The 21,017-nt window shown below is 70.1% G+C and carries 18 protein-coding genes; 8 read left to right on the top strand and 10 right to left on the bottom strand.

Annotation, left to right across the window (positions count from 1 at the left end):
• Positions 1-206: 206 nt before the first annotated feature.
• The 3 genes from AB0I03_RS18200 to AB0I03_RS18190 form a co-directional block, all read right to left on the bottom strand.
• Positions 207-1,793: an RICIN domain-containing protein gene (locus tag AB0I03_RS18200; RefSeq protein WP_360414096.1), complete on the bottom strand. Its 1,587-nt coding sequence runs from the start codon at positions 1,791-1,793 to the stop codon at positions 207-209.
• A gap of 525 nt (positions 1,794-2,318) precedes the next feature.
• Positions 2,319-3,563, bottom strand: a complete 1,245-nt coding sequence (locus tag AB0I03_RS18195) for a TIGR00300 family protein (protein ID WP_360414093.1) — start codon at positions 3,561-3,563, stop codon at positions 2,319-2,321.
• 140 nt (positions 3,564-3,703) lie between these two features.
• Positions 3,704-5,005 (bottom strand): MFS transporter, encoded by a 1,302-nt coding sequence (locus AB0I03_RS18190; RefSeq protein ID WP_360414090.1) that lies wholly within the window; start codon positions 5,003-5,005, stop codon positions 3,704-3,706.
• Between the two features lie 486 nt (positions 5,006-5,491).
• Here AB0I03_RS18190 and bioA point away from each other — a divergent pair, with 486 nt between their 5' ends.
• The 3 genes from bioA to bioD all read left to right on the top strand — a co-directional run bounded on the left by bioA (position 5,492) and on the right by bioD (position 8,888).
• Complete coding sequence (gene bioA, locus AB0I03_RS18185; RefSeq protein ID WP_360414087.1) at positions 5,492-6,814, top strand: adenosylmethionine--8-amino-7-oxononanoate transaminase; 1,323 nt, start codon at positions 5,492-5,494, stop codon at positions 6,812-6,814.
• A gap of 239 nt (positions 6,815-7,053) precedes the next feature.
• Positions 7,054-8,106, top strand: a complete 1,053-nt coding sequence (locus AB0I03_RS18180; protein ID WP_360414483.1) for an aminotransferase class I/II-fold pyridoxal phosphate-dependent enzyme — start codon at positions 7,054-7,056, stop codon at positions 8,104-8,106.
• 107 nt (positions 8,107-8,213) lie between these two features.
• On the top strand, positions 8,214-8,888 hold the full coding sequence (gene bioD / locus AB0I03_RS18175; protein ID WP_360414084.1) for a dethiobiotin synthase: 675 nt from the start codon (positions 8,214-8,216) through the stop codon (positions 8,886-8,888).
• 250 nt (positions 8,889-9,138) lie between these two features.
• On the opposite strand, the gene AB0I03_RS18170 is transcribed toward bioD, so the two are convergent.
• From AB0I03_RS18170 to AB0I03_RS18160, 3 genes are all read right to left on the bottom strand, one after another.
• Positions 9,139-9,630, bottom strand: coding sequence for an NUDIX domain-containing protein (locus tag AB0I03_RS18170; protein ID WP_360414081.1), 492 nt, complete (start codon positions 9,628-9,630; stop codon positions 9,139-9,141).
• A gap of 93 nt (positions 9,631-9,723) precedes the next feature.
• Positions 9,724-10,386 carry a response regulator transcription factor gene (locus tag AB0I03_RS18165; protein ID WP_360414480.1) on the bottom strand — a complete coding sequence of 221 codons (663 nt, stop codon included), beginning with the start codon at positions 10,384-10,386 and terminating at the stop codon, positions 9,724-9,726.
• Positions 10,374-11,543: a histidine kinase gene (locus tag AB0I03_RS18160; RefSeq protein WP_360414078.1), complete on the bottom strand. Its 1,170-nt coding sequence runs from the start codon at positions 11,541-11,543 to the stop codon at positions 10,374-10,376. The genes AB0I03_RS18165 and AB0I03_RS18160 overlap by 13 nt, the downstream gene beginning before the upstream one ends.
• 181 nt (positions 11,544-11,724) lie before the next feature.
• On the opposite strand from AB0I03_RS18160, the gene AB0I03_RS18155 reads away from it, so the two are divergent.
• Together AB0I03_RS18155 and AB0I03_RS18150 are read left to right on the top strand one after the other, a co-directional pair.
• Entirely contained in the window at positions 11,725-12,159 is a 435-nt protein-coding gene (locus AB0I03_RS18155; protein ID WP_360414075.1) for a DUF6069 family protein, read from the top strand.
• Between the two features lie 74 nt (positions 12,160-12,233).
• Positions 12,234-14,279 (top strand): hypothetical protein, encoded by a 2,046-nt coding sequence (locus AB0I03_RS18150; RefSeq protein ID WP_360414069.1) that lies wholly within the window; start codon positions 12,234-12,236, stop codon positions 14,277-14,279.
• Between the two features lie 274 nt (positions 14,280-14,553).
• Here the strand turns inward: AB0I03_RS18150 and AB0I03_RS18145 are convergent, their stop codons facing one another.
• Positions 14,554-15,678, bottom strand: coding sequence for a cytochrome P450 (locus AB0I03_RS18145; protein ID WP_360414066.1), 1,125 nt, complete (start codon positions 15,676-15,678; stop codon positions 14,554-14,556).
• Between the two features lie 154 nt (positions 15,679-15,832).
• Between AB0I03_RS18145 and AB0I03_RS18140 the strand changes: the two genes are divergently transcribed.
• Together AB0I03_RS18140 and AB0I03_RS18135 are read left to right on the top strand one after the other, a co-directional pair.
• Positions 15,833-17,182, top strand: a complete 1,350-nt coding sequence (locus tag AB0I03_RS18140; RefSeq protein WP_360414063.1) for an NAD(P)-binding domain-containing protein — start codon at positions 15,833-15,835, stop codon at positions 17,180-17,182.
• Positions 17,179-17,811, top strand: a complete 633-nt coding sequence (locus tag AB0I03_RS18135; protein WP_360414060.1) for a hypothetical protein — start codon at positions 17,179-17,181, stop codon at positions 17,809-17,811. The genes AB0I03_RS18140 and AB0I03_RS18135 overlap by 4 nt, the downstream gene beginning before the upstream one ends.
• 18 nt (positions 17,812-17,829) lie before the next feature.
• Here the strand turns inward: AB0I03_RS18135 and AB0I03_RS18130 are convergent, their stop codons facing one another.
• Both AB0I03_RS18130 and AB0I03_RS18125 read right to left on the bottom strand, forming a co-directional pair.
• Positions 17,830-18,348 (bottom strand): hypothetical protein, encoded by a 519-nt coding sequence (locus tag AB0I03_RS18130; protein ID WP_360414057.1) that lies wholly within the window; start codon positions 18,346-18,348, stop codon positions 17,830-17,832.
• Entirely contained in the window at positions 18,341-19,111 is a 771-nt protein-coding gene (locus AB0I03_RS18125; protein ID WP_360414054.1) for an alpha/beta fold hydrolase, read from the bottom strand. Before AB0I03_RS18125 ends, AB0I03_RS18130 begins: the two co-directional genes overlap by 8 nt.
• Positions 19,112-19,334: 223 nt before the next feature.
• Here AB0I03_RS18125 and AB0I03_RS18120 point away from each other — a divergent pair, with 223 nt between their 5' ends.
• Positions 19,335-20,009, top strand: coding sequence for a lysophospholipid acyltransferase family protein (locus AB0I03_RS18120; RefSeq protein WP_360414051.1), 675 nt, complete (start codon positions 19,335-19,337; stop codon positions 20,007-20,009).
• 46 nt (positions 20,010-20,055) lie between these two features.
• On the opposite strand, the gene AB0I03_RS18115 is transcribed toward AB0I03_RS18120, so the two are convergent.
• Positions 20,056-20,745 carry a Crp/Fnr family transcriptional regulator gene (locus tag AB0I03_RS18115; protein ID WP_030158415.1) on the bottom strand — a complete coding sequence of 230 codons (690 nt, stop codon included), beginning with the start codon at positions 20,743-20,745 and terminating at the stop codon, positions 20,056-20,058.
• Positions 20,746-21,017: the final 272 nt, after the last annotated feature.

Genomic DNA, 21,017 nt, shown 5'->3' with positions numbered 1-21,017 from the left:
ATGGTTCCGATGAAACGATTCAATTGAGGCATTGATATGAATCGATTTAAAGGATCATAGCGGGCGCATCGCCGTTTGGAAAGCGTTCGCTGCGGACAAATCGTATTTCCAAGCGGCCCAGGGGCGAAGGGGCGACGGTGCCCTGGGCGCGAACGGCGGGGGCCGTTCGAGACGAACGACCCCCGCCCTGCTCGGTCAGGTGACTGTCAGCAGATGTTCCTCGCCCCGTTGCCGGAGAGGTTCCACGTGGAGTTGTCCGCGCACGGCGACTCCCGCACTGACGTGTTGTTCACGGTCAGCGTGATGTTGGTGTCGCGGGTGTTGGCGAACTCCGAGCGGGCCGCGATGCGCACTTCGCCGCCGCCGTTGACCGTCCCGCCCTGGATGGTGACGTTGTAGCAGTTCTCGATGAGGATCGAGTTGTTGCCGTTGCCCGACAGGTCCACCTGGCGGATGTTCACCCCGCCCGACTCCGAGACGCAGAAGACGCCCCTGCCGCCGCCGCGGGAGATCACCTTGTCGACGTAGATGTTGGTGTTGTAGGACCCGTTCGACAGCCGGCCGTTCCGGTTGGCCATGCGGAAGGTCGCGTAACCGGTCCCGCTGCCGACGTTGTCGCCGTCGACGAGCCCGATCTGGGCGTTGGTCGTGTTCTGGATGAGCAGGCCGGACTCGCCGACGTTCCGGGCGGTGACGGTGCCGATCTCGAGTCCGTTGATGTTCCAGGTCTCGACGGCGTGGCTGCCGGCGCCCCTGACGTAGACGTCGTCCATCGTCACGTTGGTGCTGCCCGGCTGATCGCGCTCGAACCGGATGCCCATGCCTCCGCTCAGTTCCATGTTGATGTCACCGAGGTGCAGGTTGCTGTTGCCGTAGAACCGCATGGCGAAGTACGCCGAACCGGTCAGGTTCAGGTAGGGGATCGACACGTTCGAGGTGTTCAGCGATTCGATGGCGCCTCTGCCGCTGCGCCATCCGATGTCGATCGTGCCGCAGCCCTCGAAGATCTTGCCGCTGCCGATGGAGATGGTGTTGGCGCCGATGGATCCCGAGGCCATGACGGCGACGCGCTGGCCGCTGGAGATGGCGTCGACACCGGCTTGGACCGCCGCCCGGTAGTCCGAACCGGAGTAGACGGTGGAGCTGCCTCTGCGGGTGACGTAGGCGCCGGAGGAGCCGGTCACCGTGGCGTTCGGGGTGCCTGCACCGCAATCCTGGGACGGCTCGCCCGTGGGCCCTCCGGTGGGTTCCCCGGTGCCGCCGACGGGGACGAGCTGGAACTGCTGGTTGGTCCCCCCGTTCACGGTGTACTGCGAGATGCGGGCTCCCGAAGCGGTGGATCGCTCCCACACGTCGAGGGCCTTGCCGGAGAACCGGCTGACGATGGTGGCGTAGCCGCCGCTCTCGTTGACCTGCCACTGCTGGTTGGTGCCGTTGACGTCGTCGTACTGGGCGATGGTCGCCCCGTCGGCCCGGTTCTGCTCCCAGACGTCCAGCACCTTGTTCGAGTGCCGGGCCTGGATGCGGTAATAGCCCCCGCCCGAGTCGACGAAGCGGAACTGCTGGCTGGAGGCCCCGCTGTCGTTGAGCTGGACCAACTGGGCGCCGTTGGCGCTCGATCCGCCCTCGATGCCGAGCGTCAGCCCGGAGGAGCGGCTGACGATCTTGTACCACGTGCCGACCTCGACCGCGCTCGCCTGCGGAATCGCGAACAGCGTGATGGCGGTGGCGAATACGGCCGCCGACAGGGCGGTGACGAGGAGTAGGAGCTTCCGTTTCAATGCTCTGGTCATGTCTGGTCCTCTGCGTCTGTGGGGGATGCCTTCGGGGTGAAGCGATCGGTGCCGGGTCTGAGGTCGGCCGGCAGGTGCCGGCAGGCGGTATGCGCCTCGCCGGAGGGGCTCCGAGCGAGGGGCGCTTCCTTCGGGAGCCCTGCCTTGGAACGTTTCAGTTTCACGGTGAAGGTGTTGCGATGCAGTCGATCGGCGGGTTCCGCGGTGCGGGCGGGCCCCGGCGGTGACGGGAGGCCGCATCCGCGGCGGGGTCGGGATGTCCGGGCGGGCCGGAGGCTCCTGGTCGGAGCGCTCCTGCCGGTATCCGATCGATGTCGATCAAATATAAACATGTATCGATGCAATGTCAATCGATGCACCCGGCGAAACCCCCGGCAATCGGGGCGTTCGGGGCGGGCCGCGCCAGTCGGGGGGGAGTCGACGCGAGCGCCCGCTGGTGTGAGTGAGTGCGGCGACGGACGACGGCCGGCACCCGCTCGGATGCCGGCCGTCGACCGATGGGACCCGCAGAAGCAGGCGGAGTGCTTAGTCGCGCTTGTAACCCACCACGAGCTCGCTCGCGAGCTGCTCGCAGAACAGCCCGATGTCGGTGATCACGCCGATCGCCTGCGCCGAACCCCGGTCGGCGAGCTTCGTGACCGTCGCGGGGTTGATGTCGACGCTCACGAGCGGCACCTTCGCGGGCAGGAGGTTCCCGGTCGCGATCGAGTGCAGCATCGTGGCGACCATGATCGCGAAGCCCACGCCCGGCAGCGCGGCGCGCATCGCGCGCTGGCCTTCGATGACGTCGGTGTAGACGTCGGGCAGCGGGCCGTCGTCGCGCACGGAGCCGACGAGCACGAACTCCTTCTGGTTCTTGACCATCGCGTGCATGATGCCGCCCTTGAGGACGCCCTGGTCGACGGCCTCGCGGATGGAGCCGCAGGAGCGGATCTTGTTGATGGCCCGGATGTGGTGCTCGTGGCCGTGCGGCACGCCGTGCCCCTTGTCGAGGTCCACGCCGAGCGAGGTCCCGTACAGGTTCGACTCGATGTCGTGCGCGGCGAGGGCGTTGCCGGCGAAGATGACGTCCGCGTAGCCCTCGTTGATGAGCGCCTCCAGGGCCTTCCCGGCTCCAGTGTGGACGATCGCGGGGCCACCTACCCACAGGATCTTCTCGCCGCGGGCCTTGACCTCGCGCATGCGCTCGGCGATCTGGCGCACCTGGAGCGCTTGGGGCCGCTCGGAGGAGACGCCGCCGCTCATGAACTCGAAGTTCGAGGACTCGGGGTTCTTGCGCTCGGGCTCGGGCAGCGGGAGGACCTTGACGCCGAGGCCGCCGCAGACGACGAGCTCGCCGGCCTTGACGTCGGAGACCGGGAGGGTCCAGGCCCTGGCGCGGTCCTCGGACACGATGATGCCGCAGTCCATTTCGGAGTTCTCGACGGCCATCCAGTTGCCGTTGAGGCGGATCTGGGTGTCGAAGTTGGTGGTCGAGTAGAAGTCCTCGGGGAAGACGCCGTCGCGCGGGGCCGGCTTGAGGACGGCGATGCCGGGGTCGAGCGGGTTCGCGCCGTGCGTCTGGAGGCGCATGACGATGCGTTCGACCTGCTCCGGCGTCTCGGCGGAGACGGTGAGCTGGACGTAGGACTCGTCGGTGTGGTGGCGGCCCACGTCGAAGCGGTCGATCGTGTAGGCCCCCGAGTACTCGAGGACGTCGTCCATGACGCGGGCGAAGACGCCCTGGTCGATGAGGTGTCCGCGCAGCTCGACGGTCTTTGCGTGTTCCACGTTGGTGCTCCTGTTGCTTCCCGGCCTCGTGTCCCCGGCGAACTACGGGCTCGCGGGCGTCGCCGCGGGCGCCGGCCCGGGGACGCCGAGACGAGCCTAGCTCTCGGCCGCGGGGGTGCAGAGCGAAGGCTCCTGGGGGATCAGGCGGCGGCGGGCGGCGGTGCGGCCGCGGCCTTGGTGGCCTCGATCTCCTCGGGCGTGGGCCAGTTGCGGGTGACCAGGTACTGGATGAGGAAGCCGATGAGGCCCCAGGCGCCCACGACGTACGGCAGGGACGCGCCGAACTCGACGATGAGGCCGATGCCGGCGATGGCGATGCCCTGGCTCAGCTGCAGCCCGGAGTTGGCGGCGGCGACCACGCGGCCGCGCCAGCCGTCGGGGATGCATTGGGCGAGGGTCGCGTTCATCGGCGCCATGATCATGTTCGCGACGCCTGCGCCGATCGCGATGAGCAGCACCCCGGCGAGCGGCGGGTCGAGCAGCGCCGTCGCGAGGACCGCCGGGCCGATGAACGCGAGCGGCCGGATGAGCTTGTCGCGCACCGAGGGCCGCACGAAGCGGGTGAACAGGAGGGTCGCGACGACCGCGGCGGCGGCGTCGACGGCCATGATCAGGCCCTGCGTCTTCGAGTCCGCGTGCAGGTGCACCGACCACAGGACCGCGACGCCCTCGGGGACGGCGGTGAGGGCGAAGAGTCCCCAGATCCCGAAGGACACGGTGCGCAGGACCTTGTTGTCGCGCAGCATCCGGAGGCCGTCGGCGGTCTCGGTGAGCACGTGGCGGCGCTCTTCGCGCTTGTTGACCGAGGGCCGGTACTGCACGAGGAGGCTGATCGCGATCGCGCTGACCACGAAGAGCGCGGCGTTGATCGCGAGGGCCGTGTACGGGTCGACCGCTGCGAGCAGGCCGCCGGCGAGGTAGCCGATGATCTGGGCGGTCGCGGCGGCGCTGAACGTGAGCGCGATCGCGACCGACAGGGCGTCACCGGTGAGGATCTGCGCGAGGGTCGCGACGCGGGCGGCGTTGTAGGCGGGCTGGACGGCGGCGACGGCGAAGACGATCGCGATCATGACGCCGATCGGCAGGCCCGGGATGAGTAGCAGGCTGATGAGCGCGGCGCGCAGCACGTCGCACACGATCATGACGTTGCGGTACGAGTAGCGGTCCACCACGGCCCCGAGGACCTGGGCGAGGCCGAGGTAGGGCGCGAAGCTGATCGCGAACGAGGCGGCGGCGAGCGCCGAGGACTCGGTCTGCTGCCAGACGAGGAAGGTGACGGCGACGCGGTTGAGCATCGCGCCGGCGTTCGAGAGGCAGAACGCGAGGAGGAACCCGGCGGCCTCGCGGTCGCCGAAGACCTGGGAGAACGACGGCTTGCGGTCGGACTCGGGCGCGTCGTCCGCGGGCCCGGCCGGAGCCGGCGGGGGGTTCTGGTTCGACACTGGGCCTTCCTCGTTCTCGGCTCCGCGAGCGTCGGCCTCGGGCGCCGGTCTGCACCGTTGCAGCTGGCCGCCACGGGGTGGTGCGGCCCCGCCGGCATCGGACGCGGAAGGGGCCGCGTCGGCGCAGGGAATCGCCGAGATCCGTTACCTGAAGGGCGGTAAGTGACAATCCTCCGCGATTGCCGCAAGTGTCACTAGTCTGCCCGTGGCGCATGTGGTTGTCAAGCGTCCCACTGTGTTCAAAGTGCAAAAACCCGGACGCAGCCGGTGGGTCCGTAATGACCGCCCAAAACTACGCCTGCCGCCTCGCGAAGGCGGCGGCGGCCTCGGTTCGATAACGGTGGAGTCAAGGGCTTCGCTCGACGGTGTAAATGGACGGCTCGCAAGCTTCGCCGAGGGGGAAACGGCCGCGCGCCCCTGTCGGACGGTCCGCATCCGGCGGTATCCTCCAACCAGTTTTGTAGGAACCATCTAAGGAGTCGACTGATGACCGCCAGCGCCGAATGGACCGCCCGCGACGCAGCGGCCGTGTGGCACCCCTTCACCCAGCACGCCACCTGGACCGGCGACCGGCCCGTCGTCGTCGACCGCGCCGAAGGCCCCTGGCTCATCGACGTCGACGGCCGCCGCTACCTCGACGGCGTCTCCTCACTGTGGACCACGACCCTCGGCCACGGGCACCCCGACATCAACGCCGCCATCACCGCCCAGCTCGCCAAGCTCGACCACTCCACGTTCCTCGGTACGACGCACACGCCCGGCATCGAACTCTCCGAAGCGCTCATCGCCTTGGCGCCCAAGTGGGACGGACCGAATCTGACCAAGGTCTTCTACGCCGGCGACGGCTCCTCGGCGGTCGAGGCCGCTCTGAAGATGGCCTACCAGTACTCGACCCAGACCGGCCACGCCCGGCCCAAGTTCGTGCGCCTCGACCAGGCGTACCACGGCGACACCCTCGGCGCGGTCGCCGTCGGCGGCCACGCACTCTTCCACGAGGCCTACAAGCCGCTGCTGCTGGAGACCATCGGCGTCATCTCACCCGGCGACCGCGCCCTGGGCCGGGACCGCAACGAGATGGCCGACGCCGAACTCCGCTCGATCATGCACGAGCACGGCGACCAGGTCTGCGCGATCATCGTCGAGCCGATGATCCAGGGCGCGGCCGGCATGCTCGACTACGACGCCGGGTTCCTCCGCACCGCAAGGGAACTCGCATACGCCTACGGGGCGCTGCTCATCTTCGACGAGGTCGCCACCGGCTTCGGGCGCACGGGGAGGATGTGGGCCGCCGAGCACGCCGGCGTCGTCCCCGATCTGCTCACCTGCGGCAAGGGCATCACCGGCGGGTACCTGCCGCTCTCGGCGGTGCTCGCCGCCGAGCACGTCTACGAGGCGTTCCTGACCCGGCCCGGCGACACGACGCCCCGCACGTTCTTCCACGGCCACACCTACACTGCGAACCCGCTGTGCTGCGCCGCCGCGCTCGCGAACCTGCGGGTCATGGGGGAGCAGGACGTGATCGGCCAGGCGGCGAGGCTCGGCGACCGGCTCGCGAAGCTGCTGGAACCCGTGGGCGCCAAAGACGGCGTGGTCGAGATCCGCCAGCTGGGGACGATGATCGGGGTCGAGGTCGCCTCGGTCGGCGACCGCACGGGTTTCGCGGTGTGCCAGGCCGCTCGCGAGCGGGGCGTGTGGCTGCGCCCGCTCGGCGACACGGTGGTGCTGATGCCGCCGCTGATCCTCGGTGACGACGAGACCGACCTGCTCGTGAACGCCCTCGCCGAAGCGCTCGACGAGGTCATCGCGTGAGCACCGCGGAAGGCGCGCGGCAAGTCGACGGCAAGCCCGGCTCGAAGGGAGCCGAGCCCGGCGCGGCGGCAGCCGCGCACGGTCACGACCCGGTAGCCGTCGCGTCGGGCGGCGCGGGCGCCGCCTCCAGCTCCGTCCCCTCAGATCGCGCGGCAGCCCACCGGAACGAACCGGGCGCCGATGCCGCCGCCGTCTGGACCCGCCTTGGACGCAAGGCCGACCTCCGCGCCAAGGCCGGACTGACCCGCACCGTCCGCACCCGCGCCGAGGCGATCGACCTGGCCGGGAACGACTACCTCGGGCTCTCCCGCCACCCGGCCGTCCTGACCGCCGCGGCCGCCGCACTCGCCGACCACGGGCTCGGCGCGGGCGGCTCCCGCCTCGTGCGCGGCACCACGAGCGTCCACGAGCAGTTCGAAGCCGACTTCGCCCGACACACCGGCACCGAGACCGCCGTCCTGTACTCCTCGGGGTACATGGCCAACCTCGGCGCGGCAGCCGCGCTGGCCGGCCCGGTGCTGCTCGACGCCCATGCCCACGCGTCGCTCCACGACGCCGCCCGCCTCGCGGGTGGCTGCTCGGACACCTTCGCGCACAACGACCTCGAGGATCTCGAACGCCAACTGCGGGCGCTGCGGCCTGCGCTCGTGGCGGTCGAATCGGTCTACTCGGTCCTCGGCGACGCCGCGCCGCTTCGCGAACTCCACGCCCTCACCAGCGCGTACGGGGCGATCCTGCTCGTCGACGAGGCCCATGGGATCGGCACGGTCGGACCGCGCGGCGCCGGCGGCGTCGCCGCGGCCGGGCTCGCGGGCGATCCGGGGATCGTCATCACCGCAACGCTCTCGAAGGCCCTCGGTGCGGCGGGCGGCGTGGTCGCCGGACCGGCCGCGCTGCGACGGCACCTGCACGACACGGGCCGCACCTTCATCTTCGACACCGCGCCACCGCCCGCGGTCATCGCCGGAGCCGGTGCGGCGCTGGCGATCGCGCGCGAATCCGATAGCGCCCGAACCGAACTCGCCCACCGCGCGGCCCGGGCTGCGGAACTGCTCGAGGTTCCGGTCCCGGCCGCCGGGGTGCTCTCGCCGCCCGCAGGAGACGCGCGGGCGGCCACCGGCTGGGCCGAACGATGCGCCGCAGCGGGAGTCGCGGTCGGCTGCTTCCGCCCGCCGTCCACACCGGATCATCGCTCGCGCCTGCGGATCACGATCAACACCGGCATCGACGCGGCCGACTTCGACCGGGCCCTTGCCATCGTCGCGGCGACCGGCCCGGACCTCGCCGAATGACGACCAGTGCCACATCACATGTCACACAGCACTTCTTGTCCCGCCATGGCCGGCCCAACCGGTCGCCGTCATCGCAGTGCCGCATCGGCGGCAGTTAGGTTGCACCTGTGATCGCCTTCGAAGGACCGGTCCTCGTGACCGGCACCGATACCGGGGTCGGCAAGACCGTCGCCACCGCCGCGCTGGCCGCCTTCCTCATGCGGCAGGGCCGCAGCGTCGAGGTCGTCAAGCTCGCCCAGACCGGTGACGACGACGACGCCGCCGAGGTCACCCGCCTTTCCGGCGCACCGGCCCGCGCCCTCGCCGCCTACCCCGATCCGTTGGCGCCCTTCGCCGCCGCGCGGCGCAGCGGCCTGCCGCTGCTCGACCTCCACGAGGTCGCCGAGACGATCCTCGGCCTCAAGTCCGAGGTGGTCCTGCTCGAGGGCGCCGGCGGCCTGCTCGTCCAGCTCGGCGCCGGTGGCTGGACCGCCCGCGATCTCGCCGTGGAGCTCGGGTGCCCGGCCGTCGTCGTCGCCCGCGCCGGGCTCGGGACCCTCAACCACACGGCCCTGACGCTCGAAGCACTGGAGCGGCGCGGCATCGAGGCATCCGTCCTCATCGGATCATGGCCGCTCGAGCCGGGCCTGGCCGAGTACGAGAACCTCACCGACCTCCCGGGCCGGCGTCTCGGTTGGATTCCCGCCGACGCCGCCGCACTCGCCCCGGAGGTCTTCCGCCTCAGCGCCTCCGAGTGGTTCGACCTGGAAGGGGACCTGCGCCGCTTCGGCGGCGTCGCTTAGCGGACCCCAAGGGGCCTGTCGCTGCGCAGCGCCCAAAGACGATGCTGCCCAACCGAAGCCGGGGAGTCGCCCCCGCTACCTGCGACTATGCCTGCTCGGCGTCGAGTCGTCACAGTCATGGCGCTCGCTCCCACGTGACTTGGCGGGGTCCAGTACATTGTCATCGAACCGGCCCATTAGGTGCCGAATCAGTGCGATGCGGGCGCCTCTACCCCCGGCGCCCGCATCGCACCACCGATCCGGAGGCCGTTTACGCGGGCACGCGTCGCTCGGCCTCGCGCAGCGCCTTGAACCTCGGGAGCGCGAGACCGAGGAGCCAGTCCAGGCCCCAGTCAATCCCCGACGCCTCGACCGGCCGGAACTCGCAGCGCATCCGGATCCCGTCGTCCTCGTCGCCGGTGTCGACCACCGTGTGGTCCCACGAGTCGCGCGGGTCCTCCGTGCTCATCCACGAATACGTGGTCACCTGGTAGTCGAAGTTGCGCCACTCGGGCACCGCCATCAGCTTGCTGCCCAGCACCTCGCCGAACGTGAGGCCCTGGACGCCGGTCTCCTCGACCGCTTCGCGCATCGCCGTCTCACCGGGGGTCTCGCCCGGCCGCGCCCCGCCGCCGGGCACCTGGACGCCGGCCTCCGGCTGGTCCCGGTGGAGCATCACGAGGACCTCGACTCCCGACCGCTCGGGCAGATCACGAAGGACATATGCGGTGCCGCGTTGGCGGAACTCCAGGAATTCAGGCATCCCGACAGCTTGGCAAGCGCCTGCACCGCATCGCAACACATTAAGAACGTGCTGCAGTCGGGGCACCGAGACCAGGTACGCGGAGAAGCGGTCTCAGGCCAGGCCCGCCTCGCGGGCGAGCATGGCGATCTGCGTGCGATTGCTGAGACCGAGCTTGCCGAAGACATGGGTGATGTGCGCCTTGACGGAGGCGACGCTCATGAACAGTTCGGCGGCGATCTCGGCGTTCGTCCGGCCCTGCGCCACCGCGAGGACCACCTCGTGCTCGCGGGTGCTCAGGCCGGCCAGCGCGGCCCGGGCCGCCACGTAGGCGTCGGTCTCGGCGGCCGCCCGTTCCATGAGCCGGCGGGTGATCTGCGGTGACAGGATCGGGTCGCCTGCGGCGACGCTGAGGATCGCGGCGACGATCTGCTCGGGCGGCGTGTCCTTGAGCAGGAAGCCGCTGGCGCCGGCCCGCAACGCGTGCAGGATGTCCTCGTCGGCGTCGAAGGTGGTCAGCACGATCACTTCCGGCGGGCTCGGCAACTGCCGCACCCGGCGGGTGGCGGTGATGCCGTCCATGCGCGGCATGCGGAGGTCCATGAGCACCACGTGGGGATTGAAACGGTGCACGGCCGAGAGCACCTCGTCGCCGTCGGCGGCCTTGCCCACCACGGTGATGCCGCGGGCGCCGTCGATCATCATGGACAGACCGGCGCGGACCATGGCGTCGTCGTCGACCAGGAGGACGCGCAGCGGAGCATTCACGTCGGCAATGGTAGCCAGGCCCGGACTCGGAACTCGCCGGCCGGACTCGTCCCGTGGTCGAGGTTCCCGCCCGCGAGGCGCACCCGTTCCGCCATGCCGATCAGGCCGAAACCGCCGCCGGGTGCCGCGGGTGCGGCCGATCGGTCCGGCGGCAGCGGATTGCGGATGTCGATCACGAGACGGTCATCGGAGCGGCGTTCCAAGCTGATCTGGACGGGTTGGCCCGCAGCGTGTTTGCGGGCATTCGTGAGTCCTTCCTGGACTACCCGGTAGGCGGTGCGGCCGACGAGGTCGGGCACGGTCTCCCCGCCGGTCGCCGCGTCGTGCAGATCCACTGCCGCACCGGCGTCCCGGGACTCGTCGACCAGGCGGGGAATGTCGTCGAGCACCGGTTGCGGGAGCAAGTCGTGGTCATTCGCGTCCTCACGCAGCACGGTGATCACCTCCCGCAGCTCGTTCAGTGCTTCGTGCGCTCCGGCGCGGATCACTCCGGCGGCGGTCGCGAGCTGCTCAGGAGGGGAGTCGGGGCGGTACTCCAAGGCGCCCGCGTACGTCGACAGGAGCGACAACCGGTGGGCCAGTCCGTCGTGCATCTCCCTGGCGACCAGGTGGCGCTCGCGCATCCGGGCCTCGGCCACCCGCCGCCCCTGCTCGGCCTCGGCGCGCCGGGCGCGTTCACGCAGCGAGTGGATGAGCGCGCGCCGGTCCCGGGCGAACTGGCCCCAGCTGAGCAGCGCACTGAACGCGACGGCGATGAAGAGCAGCCACCAGATGTAGTCGATGCCCGGGTAGCCGCGCCAAATGCCCTGCCAGGCATGGGCGATGAAACCGGCCGCGGCCACGGTGGCGGCAACGCGAAACCGGGACTGCTGCGCGACGCACAGCACGCCCATCGCGGCCGACGGCGTGGCCGCGGGCGACAGCAGCGCCAATGCCACCAGCACCACCGTCGCGCTGACCGGTCGTCGCAGCAGCAGCGGCGAGACCAGCAGACTCGCCGCTCCGAACGCGATGTCGAAGCTCGGCAGCCAACCCGTCCAATGCCCGACCGCCTCGCCGAAGAGGGTCAGCACGGTCAGCGCGACCGCGCTGACGAGCGCACTGATCATCGCGCCGGTGGACGGCGCGTTCGGGGAATCGGTGCCGCAAGGAGACCTGTTCGTCACCCGCCAAGCCTAGGGACGCATCGTCGTCGGGCGACACCTACCAAAGTCGATTTCCCGCTCGACAGAAGTCGAGGGCCCGATCGCGGGTCGACCGATGCGACGAGGGGCCTTGCGCGGCAAGGCTATGGGAAGTGGCGCGGCGGCGAATCGCCGCGCCAGGCCACCACCGAAGGGAACCCCCATGTCCACGGAGATCACCGCCGAACCGGTCGCCGAACCGAGTACCGGCCGCCGAATGCTCGTGGTCGCGGCTGGTGCTGTTGCGTCGATCGCCGTCTGGGTCCCGACCGGCATCATCGGCGGCATCCTGCCGACCGTCCTGCTCAACGGCAACGAGCAGGTCGTCCGCTTGTACGCGATCGTCGTGTCGAGCCTGGTCGCGGGGTTGGCGGCGTGGGCGCTGCTCGCACTGCTGGAACGAAAGGCCAAGCGACCGAGGCGAACCTGGCTCCTCATTGCGACGGCGACACTCGCGGTTTCACTCGTGAGCCCGCTGGCGAGCGCCATCGACACGGAAACCCGAGTCGTGCTCTGCGCGATGCACCTGATCGTTGGAGCCGTGCTCATTTTCGGCCTGGGCCGTTCGGCACGCCGTTCCGGCGTGGCCGAAAGCTGATTCACCGTATTACCGAGCCGTATCCGCGTCGCCGCGCACGTGGCGCCGCACACCACCACTGGAAGGTCGAACCCATGAAGAACCACGACGACTCCCCGACACCTCCCGAACCATCGCGCGGCGCTGTGCGCCGTCGCCGACTGCTCGCCTCCGCAGCGGGAGGCACCGCCCTGCTCGTCGCGGCCGGCGTCACCGTCATGACCGCGAGTCTCGCCACCGCAGCGGCACCCGCCGGCGGTCAGGCGGTCATCGACCCGCCTGCCGCCCTTGACACTTCGGATCAGGCTCCGGAGACGGTCCTGCTGCCGACCGGCGACCAGGTGCGAATGGAACCGGACGGCACGATCGGGTTGCTTCCCGCCGAAGGCCGAGAGGACGTCGGATTCCTCGCGGTCCCGGCCGCGGACGGCAGCGGCGACACGATCATCGTCCCGCAAGACAACTCCGAGGACATCCTTTCGGGTACCGAGGACTCCCGCCGCTACAACGTCACCCAGCTCATGGCCGACGGCCACGCCGACGCCGCCGACGTGGAGGCGTCCCAACTGGAGTCGTACGCGGGCCTGCCGCCGACGACCGATGACGCCGGTGCCGAAGCCGCCCAGACGCTCACCGTCACCATCAAGGACCGCTCCGGCGGCGTCCCCGACAACAGCCACGTGACCTGGTTCGACACCACCGACCCTGACCACAACGGATCACTCGAGTTCGACGCCGACGGCACCGCCACCGCCGACCTCACGCCCGGCGCCTACCTCCTCACCTACTCGTTCGGGAACGGCGCCACCGACACCGAGCCGGGGGAGCAGATGCACGGCATCAGCCACGTCGAGATCGAGGACCAGAGCACGGGCCTCCTCCTCGACGGCGCCAAGGCCCAGCCCGTCTCGGTCGAGGTCGAGCGGTCCGATGCGACACTGGCCAATGACGTCCTCGCACTGGCCGCCCTCGCACCCGGCGGCTCGGGCGTCGAGTTGACCAGCTTCGGGCGCGACGCCACCAACCGCTACCTCATGCCGGAAACCGACCTGCCCGGGTACGACCTCGGTTTCCGGTACCAGCAGACGCTGACCGGCACCGAAGGCGGGCCGTACGAGTACAACCTCGCGTTCGCCCAGCACGGCGGCATTCCCGATGACACCGCATTCAGCGTCGCCGACGACGAACTCGCGGCGGTCCGGACCGAGTACCGCGGCTTCGGCAAGGCCGTGGACGGCTTCACCTGCAAGATCGGCGACCACGCCGCCGCATCCATCGGCATGGGCGTCTGCTACCTGACTCCCACGTCGTTCCCCTCCGAGCGGCTCGAGCTCTTCACCGCCGATCCCGCGATCAACTGGAGCAACCTGATCGAAGGCGGACGGTACGACGCGGACGACAACCTGTTGGACGGCTTCCGCGAGGACGCGGACTTCGTCTTCGAACCCGGTGAGACCGAGCGGACATTCCCGCACGGCCCCTTGACGGCCGGCGGGAGCGCGATGTTCCTCTACAACGATGACGGCGTCACCCGCACGGAAAGCTTCGCCAACCTGGGCGCCGGTGTCAACGGCGAGAACGTGAACCTGGTCGGATACGCCGGCGACGCGACCTTGCTCCTGGACGGACTCCAGGTCGACCAGGTCAGCGGCATCGACCCGTCCTTCGGCTTCGGCTTCGACCTCACCGATCCCGCCGCGGGCCGCTACACGCTGGCCGTCGATGGGACGCGCAGAACCGCGACAGGACCGTTCGCCACCACCTCCTCCATCGCATGGTCCTTCGACCTCGATCCGACCGCGATGAACCCCGACGGCTACCAGCTGCTCACCCTCCCGGCGGTCGGCATCACCGCGGAGGGCGTCGACGGCGGTTGGACCGAGGACCGCGACCAGGAGCTCACCCTCGAGCTGGTGGACGGTGAGGGCGAGGCCGTGACGGCAGAAGCGATCACCTTCGAGGTGTCCTATAACAACGGACGGACCTGGAAGGCGGTCGACGTCGACCTTGACGGGAGCACCGGCACCGTTGAACTCGACCATCCCCGCAACGCCCGGTACGTCTCGACCCGGATGACCGCGACCGACGAAGCGGGCACCGAGGTCACCCAGACCACGATCCGCTCTTACGGGCTCCGCTGACAGCGAGGCGATGAGCGCCGAGCACCCCCAACGAACATGAGGACCGAAAGCGCTCATCGTCGAGCCATTGCGCCGCACCGCAAAGCACGAGCATTGAGATCAAGCCCCGGTGATCCTGCGTGCAGGTCACCGGGGCTTTTGCGGCGAGGACATCGATCACAGGCAGCGCGACGCCGCAGATCCAGGCTCGTTGTAGTTCCCGCGCAGTGCCAGGACGGCATCGGCCGCGCACGCAGCCATCACCTCCCACAAGCGATCCGTCAACTGGCCCGCTCTAACCGGCGAACCGCACCACGAGCGGGCTCGGCATCCGGAACGAGAGGTTCGGCTCGCTCACCGGAGCGGCCACCACGCGGCAGCGGGGGAGCAGCGGCGCCAACGCCGCCACGACCACCTCCGCCTCCAGCCGCGACAACTGGCTCCCGAGGCACCGGTGCGCCCCCGCGCCGAACGCCAAGTGCCGCCGCGAACCCCGCTGACCCGGCACCATCCGCATCGGACACTCGGCCACGCCCTCGTCCACGCCCGCAGCCCCGAGCCACACCAGCACCGACTCGCCCGCCCGCACCGCGAAACCGCCGATGTCGGTGTCCCGCTTCACGACCCGCCGCCACGACGTGATCGGCGGCAGCAACCGCAGGCCCTCCTCGACGATCGCCGCCGGCTCCGCAGCCAACAGGTCCGGCTCCTCGATCAGCCGGTGCAGCAGCAGCGTCAAGAACTGCGAAGTCGTCTCCTGGCCCGCCACCAGCAGAAAGAAAAGTGCCGCAGTCGCCGCGTCCTCGCCGTACTCCTCGAGCAGCACCCTCGTCGCACCCGACGACCCGGCGGTCCAACTCCGCAGCAGCGCATGGAACGGCCCCACCACCGCGGCCAGCTCGCGCTGGCGCTCCGGTGAAGGCTCACCCCAGAACAATTCCAGGGCGGCCCGGCTGAAACGCTTGACCTCCACGGCCGCTTCGACTTCCAGCCCCAGCAGCCGCGCGAGCGCCGCGAGGGGGATCTCCGAGGACACCGCCGCGTCCACGTCGACCGTTTCGCCCGCCCGCAACCGCCAGGCGACCCCGGCGGCCGTCCGGCGCGCCAGGCCCTGGAGCCAGGGGCGCAGCGCCTCCACGTTCGCGGGCGCGAAGACCTCGCCGAACGCCGCCCGGATCTGCTCGTGCGAGTCGGTGTCGTTGTTGGCGAGGGTCGCCGGCAGCCGGAACCGGTGGCGCGTCAGCTCCCGCAGCGCGCCGGCGGGGATCGGGGTGACCGCGTCGAGCGCGTTCGCGGCCGAGAACCGCTCGCGGTCGGCCAGCACCTGCCGGGCGAGACGGTGCGAGGACACCACCACCTGCCCGTCCCGGCGGAGCACCGGGGCATCGGGACGGGGATGTTTCCACAGCTCGAAGAGCACGCGCGCAGCCTACCTCCCCCGAAAGTACGAGTCCCGTTCACGGTAATCTGCTCTCAGTCTTTCGGCGCCCCGCACCACGACCCGCCCCCCGGCGGTCGACCCGCGGGAACGCCGTCCGGCACCTGACTGAATGCCCATCGAAGGAGACCGTCCCTTGCAGGAGTACTCCTCCCAGGCCGCCTACGACCGCGGCGAGGCCGTCTGCGTGATCGGCGCCGGAGCGTCGGGCCTCATCGCGGTCAAGAACCTCCGCGAGAACGGCTTCGAAGTGGACTGCTACGAGCGCGACACCGTGCTCGGCGGCCTGTGGAACCCCCAGAACCAGCACAGCGCCCTCTACCCCAACACCCACCTCGTCACCTCCCGGTCCCAGACCGAGATCCCCGACTTCCCGATGCCCGACGACTGGCCCGACTACCCGTCCGCCGGCCAGATGCTCGAGTACCTGACCTCGTACGCCAAGCACTTCGGGCTCTCCGAGCACATCTGGTACGGCTCCGAGATCTCCCACCTCGAGCCGGTCGACGGCGCCCGCTTCGAAGTCGTCGTCAAACCCGCCGCCGGCAGCGCCGCCCGGCGGCTGCGCTACGGCGCGGTCATCATCGCGACCGGCCACCACTGGGCCCCGAACCTCCCGTCCTACCCCGGCCTGGACGAGTTCCGCGGCACCGTCCTGCACTCCTCGCAGCTCAAGGACCCGTCCCGCCTGCGCGGCAAGCACGTCCTCGTCATCGGCGGCGGCAACTCCGGCGTCGACATCGCGTGCGAAGCCGCCGTGAACGCCGCCAGCTGCGTCCACTCCGTGCGCCGCGGCACCTGGCACCTGCCCAAATACCTCGGCGGAGAACCGGCCGACTACGCCCTCGCCCGCCTCGCCTCCCGTCCGAAGTTCCTGCGCCGCTTCCTCACCGACCGCATGCTCAAGGGCCCCAAGCGACTCGCCGAACGCATGGGCATCGAGACGCCCGGCAACGGCCCCGGCGACGAAGAGCCCGTGCGCAACGGCCGCTACCTCGAACACGTCGGCGACGGCTCCATCAAGCGCCGCGGCGAGGTCGCGGGCTTCGACGGATTCGACGTCGCGTTCGCCGACGGCACCGAGATCCGTCCCGACCTCGTCGTCCTCGCCACCGGCTACCAGCCCAAGATCGCCTGCGTCGCACCGGAACTCCTCGGCGGCACCCCCGAAGCGCCCGCCCCGCGGCTGTTCGCGCGCATGTTCTCGCCCAAAGCCCAGACCCTGGCCGTCGCCGGACTCGTCGAACCCGGCGTCGGCGTGCTCCCGATCGTCCACTGGCAGACCCACGCGATCGCCCGCTGGCTCCAGATCCGCAAGAGCGACCCCGAACGCGCCGAGAGCTTCAAGCTCCAGGTCAACGCCGAATCAAGTCAGCACGCGGTGGAGCACGTCGACCCGCGCCGCCGGCTCGTCGTGGACGCCGAGGAGTACCTGGCCAGCCTGGGCCGCATCATCGACACCCTCGAACAGGAGCCCGCCAAATGAGCCTCACCGCCTGGGTCCGGCGCGCCCGCACCCCCGAGCCGGCCCCGGTCCGGCGCGAGATCGCCGTCTTCGAGCCCGCCGACCTCTTCGACATCGAGATCAAGGACAACCCCGAGACGAACCCGGTGCTCTGCTGCACCGGCGACCCGGTCGGCGCGGCGGCCTTCAACGCGTTGTGGCTCAAGCGGATCGCCGCATCGGGCCGGTACGCGGCGGCCGTGAGCGTGCGCGGCCAGGGCGGCACGCCCGCCGCCGACGGCGGCCCGGAGGCCCGCGCCCACGACGTCGTGCAGGCCGCGGTCACCGTGCCCCGCCAGACCGTCCTCATGGGACACGGCGAGGGCGTGGCGTGGGCCGCGCTGGCGGCCGGGCGCTACCCGGCGGCGGGGCTGGTGCTCGTGTCGCCGCAGCGCGTCCCGAAGCAGTTCCCGAAGCCGGTGGGCGAACCGCCGGTGCTGCTGGTGGTGAGCGAGTCCGAGACGCAGTCGAAGGAGGTCCAGGCGGTCGCCGAGGCGTACGGCATCACGCCGCTCACTTTCGCCGGGGCTCCCGATGACGTGTTCAAGGGCGCCGCCGCCGAAGCACTCCTCGGCACGGTCCTGTCCTGGCTCGACGCGCAGCAGCGCTGACCCCGGCGCACACGTTCCTCAGACGACCGCGCCGTCGTCGGTGTCGTCCGGTTCCTTGTCCGGTCGCAGGCGGCTGATGAGCAGCCACACGCCGATCAGGAACCCCACGAAACCGACCAGCCGTCCCGGGTTCGTCCCCAGCGGCGCGATACCCGGATTCACCAGCAGCGCGATGCCGCCGATGATGAGCAGCAGCCCGCCGATCGCCGGCAGGCTCGGCCACGGCACCGGAGGCGGCTCCGGCGGCTCGTAGTCGTCCTCGTCTTCCGGCAGCTCCGTGTCCCACAGGTCCAGCAGCGTCGGCCCGTCGTCCGAGGAGGACGACGCCACCGGGGGCGTCATCGGCACGACCTCGGTCGGATGCTCCTCGGCGTCGAGCCCCTTCACGAGCCCGCTCCCCGTGTCCAAACCCTTGATGAGCTCGTTGAAGCGCCGGTCGACGTCCTCGGGGCGCAGCTCCTCCGGCCCGCCGCTCCCGCCGCCCTGCTCGCTGCTGTCGGGCTCGCCGTTGCCCTCCTGCTCACTGCGGTCAGTCATGGACACCTCGGGTCTTGACCAGCTGCCGGTTCATGAACTCGACACTCCCGGAGAAGATCGTCTCAGCGTCGTAGTCGAGCGTCGCCACATGGAAGCTCCGCGGCAGCACCGTCGACTCGACGTCCTTGGAACGCACGCCCGCGCGGATCACCGCACTGTTGCGCGGACTCACCACATGGTCCTCCGCGCTCGTGAAGATCCGCAGCGGCACCGTCACCCGCGCCAGCTCGGGCCGCGTCACCTGCCACAACCGCCGCAGCGACACGTACGCCGCCACCGGGGTCCGCGACGTCGTCTTCTCCCGCACATCCGGCTTGTTCAAGTCGGAGCCGATCGAAGACACGCTCGGCATCACGTACCGCAGCATCGGCGCCAGGAAGCCCTGCGGCTTCGAGTCGTAGATCGCGGGGTTCACCAGCACCAGCCCCGACAGGTCGCCCCCGCGCAGCTGGGCCAGGCGCAGACACAGCGACCCGCCCATCGACAGGCCGCCCGCGAACACCGGCCTGCCCAGTGCGAGCGCCTCGTCCAGCGCCTCCTCGAGCCGCCCGTACCACTGCTGCCATGTCGCCTTCGCCAGCACCTGCCACGTGTCGCCGTGGCCCGGCAGCAGCGGCGAGACGACATTGAAGCCCTGGTCGCGCAGGTACTCGCCCCACGGGCGCATGCTCGCCGGATCAGAGGTGAAGCCGTGGCACAGCACCATCGTGGCCTTGGCTTCGGCACCGAGGTCGAACGTGAACTCCTCGGAAACGTTCGTCACGTCGCCTCCCGGGTAGCTGAATGACGGGGCGCGGGAACCGCCAGGGCTCGTGCACGGCCCGCAGGTCGCACGGCGGCCGAGCGGTCCCGTTTCGCGCCGCTTGCCCATTCTCGCACGGGTCCGCCGACCGCCGCCACCGCGCGGGACGCCCCGCCGCACCGGACCGCGCGCCCGGGAGCGTTCGACGTCAGACGGATTGACCGGTACCGATACGCTTGAGCGCGTGATCTACTGGGTGCTGAAGGCGACGCTGGGCTCGCTGCTGTGGGTCGTGTACCGGCCGCAGGTCGAAGGGCTCGAACACGTGCCCGAGGACGGCCCGGCGATCCTGGCCTCCAACCACCTCGCCGTCACCGACTCCTTCTTCATGCCCCTGGTCGTCAAACGCCGGGTCACGTTCATCGCGAAAGAGGAGTACTTCACCGGCACCGGCTTCAAAGGCTGGTTCGTGCGCACCTTCATGAACGCCGTCGGCGCCATCCCCGTCGACCGGGCCGGCGGCGACGCCGCCAGCGCCTCGCTCGACACCGGCAAGCGCGTCCTCTCCGAAGGCCGCCTCTTCGGCATCTACCCCGAAGGCACCCGCTCGCCCGACGGCCGCCTCTACCGCGGCAAGACCGGCGTCGCCCGCCTCGCCCTCCAGACCGGCTCGCCGGTCGTGCCCGTCGCCATGCTCAACACCGGGGAGCTGCAGCCCATCGGGAAGCGCATCCCCCGCATCGGCCGCGTCAAGATCAGGTTCGGGCCCTCGCTCGACTTCAACCGCTACCGCGAACTCGTGGGGGACCGGTTCATCGAACGCGCCGTCACCGACGAGGTCATGGACGCCCTCAGGGCACTCTCAGGCCAGGACTACGTCGACGAGTACGCCGCGAAGTTCAAGGACAAAGGCAAGTAGTAGCCGCTGGGGTCCGGGGGCTATTGGGCTCCGCCGCTCTACTGCCTTATTCGGCTCCGCCGAAGCCTGCCCGCCGCCGCAGCGCCGGGAGGTCCACCACGACGATCTTGCGGCCCTCCGTGCGCAGCCAGCCGCGGTTCGCGAAGATCCCGATCGCCTGGTTCACGCTCTGGCGCGAACCGCCGGCCATTTCCGCCAGCTGCGTCTGGTTCAACTCGATCGTCGTCATCGGCGACGAATGCTGCTCCGCGAGCCGCACTAGCGTCTTCGCCACCCGCCCGGGCAGGTCCAGGAACACGTGGTCGGAGGACTGCTCGGTCAGCCGCCGCACGATCATGCCCATCGACCGCAGCACCGCGTCCAGCATCTTCGGGTTCCCGTGCACGAGTTCGAGGAACGACGACCGCGCCAGTGCCAGCGCCGACGTGTCCTCGAGCGCCTCCGCGCTGGCCGACCGGGGCGATCCGTCCAGCAGGGAGACCTCGCCGAGCACCTCGGGCGCGCGGGCGACGTGGAGCATCGCGCGCTCGCCGGTCGCGGCGGTGCGGAAGACGCTTACGGCTCCCGACCGGATCATGATGAGTGATTCGCCCGGCTCGCCTTCGAAGAACAGGAGGTGCCCACGCCGGTAGTGGCGCTGTACCGCCACTCCCGCGATCTGCCGCCGTGCCTGCGGGTCGAGGCCGGCGAACATGGCGACGCCTGCAAGCGGGTCTTCAGATGGGCTGACACCCATAGTTCTCCCCCTTCGGTGGGTCCCGGGTCCGCGGGTTCCCTCCGATGATCGCTGTCTTTTCCGTCGTTGTACAGAGCCCGGTGTCGGAAACTTCACGCTCCGTTGAGCCATGTGTCCAGACGGCGCACTTGTCACTCGACCGAGTGTACGATCAAGTCTACGTGCTTTCGCGTCGATTGTCCGGTATCGCATCGCCCGCGTGCGGATCGCGAGGTCAGATTCCGGCTGCCTGATCGTATGGCGTAGCGTCGACTCCAGTCCGGCGACATACG

It is taken from the genome of Glycomyces sp. NPDC021274 (assembly GCF_040641195.1).
In the GTDB taxonomy this organism is placed as follows: Bacteria; Actinomycetota; Actinomycetes; order Mycobacteriales; family Micromonosporaceae; genus Glycomyces.
Note: the sequence above shows the minus strand (reverse complement) of the source record. Positions and strands in the feature narration are given on the sequence as shown.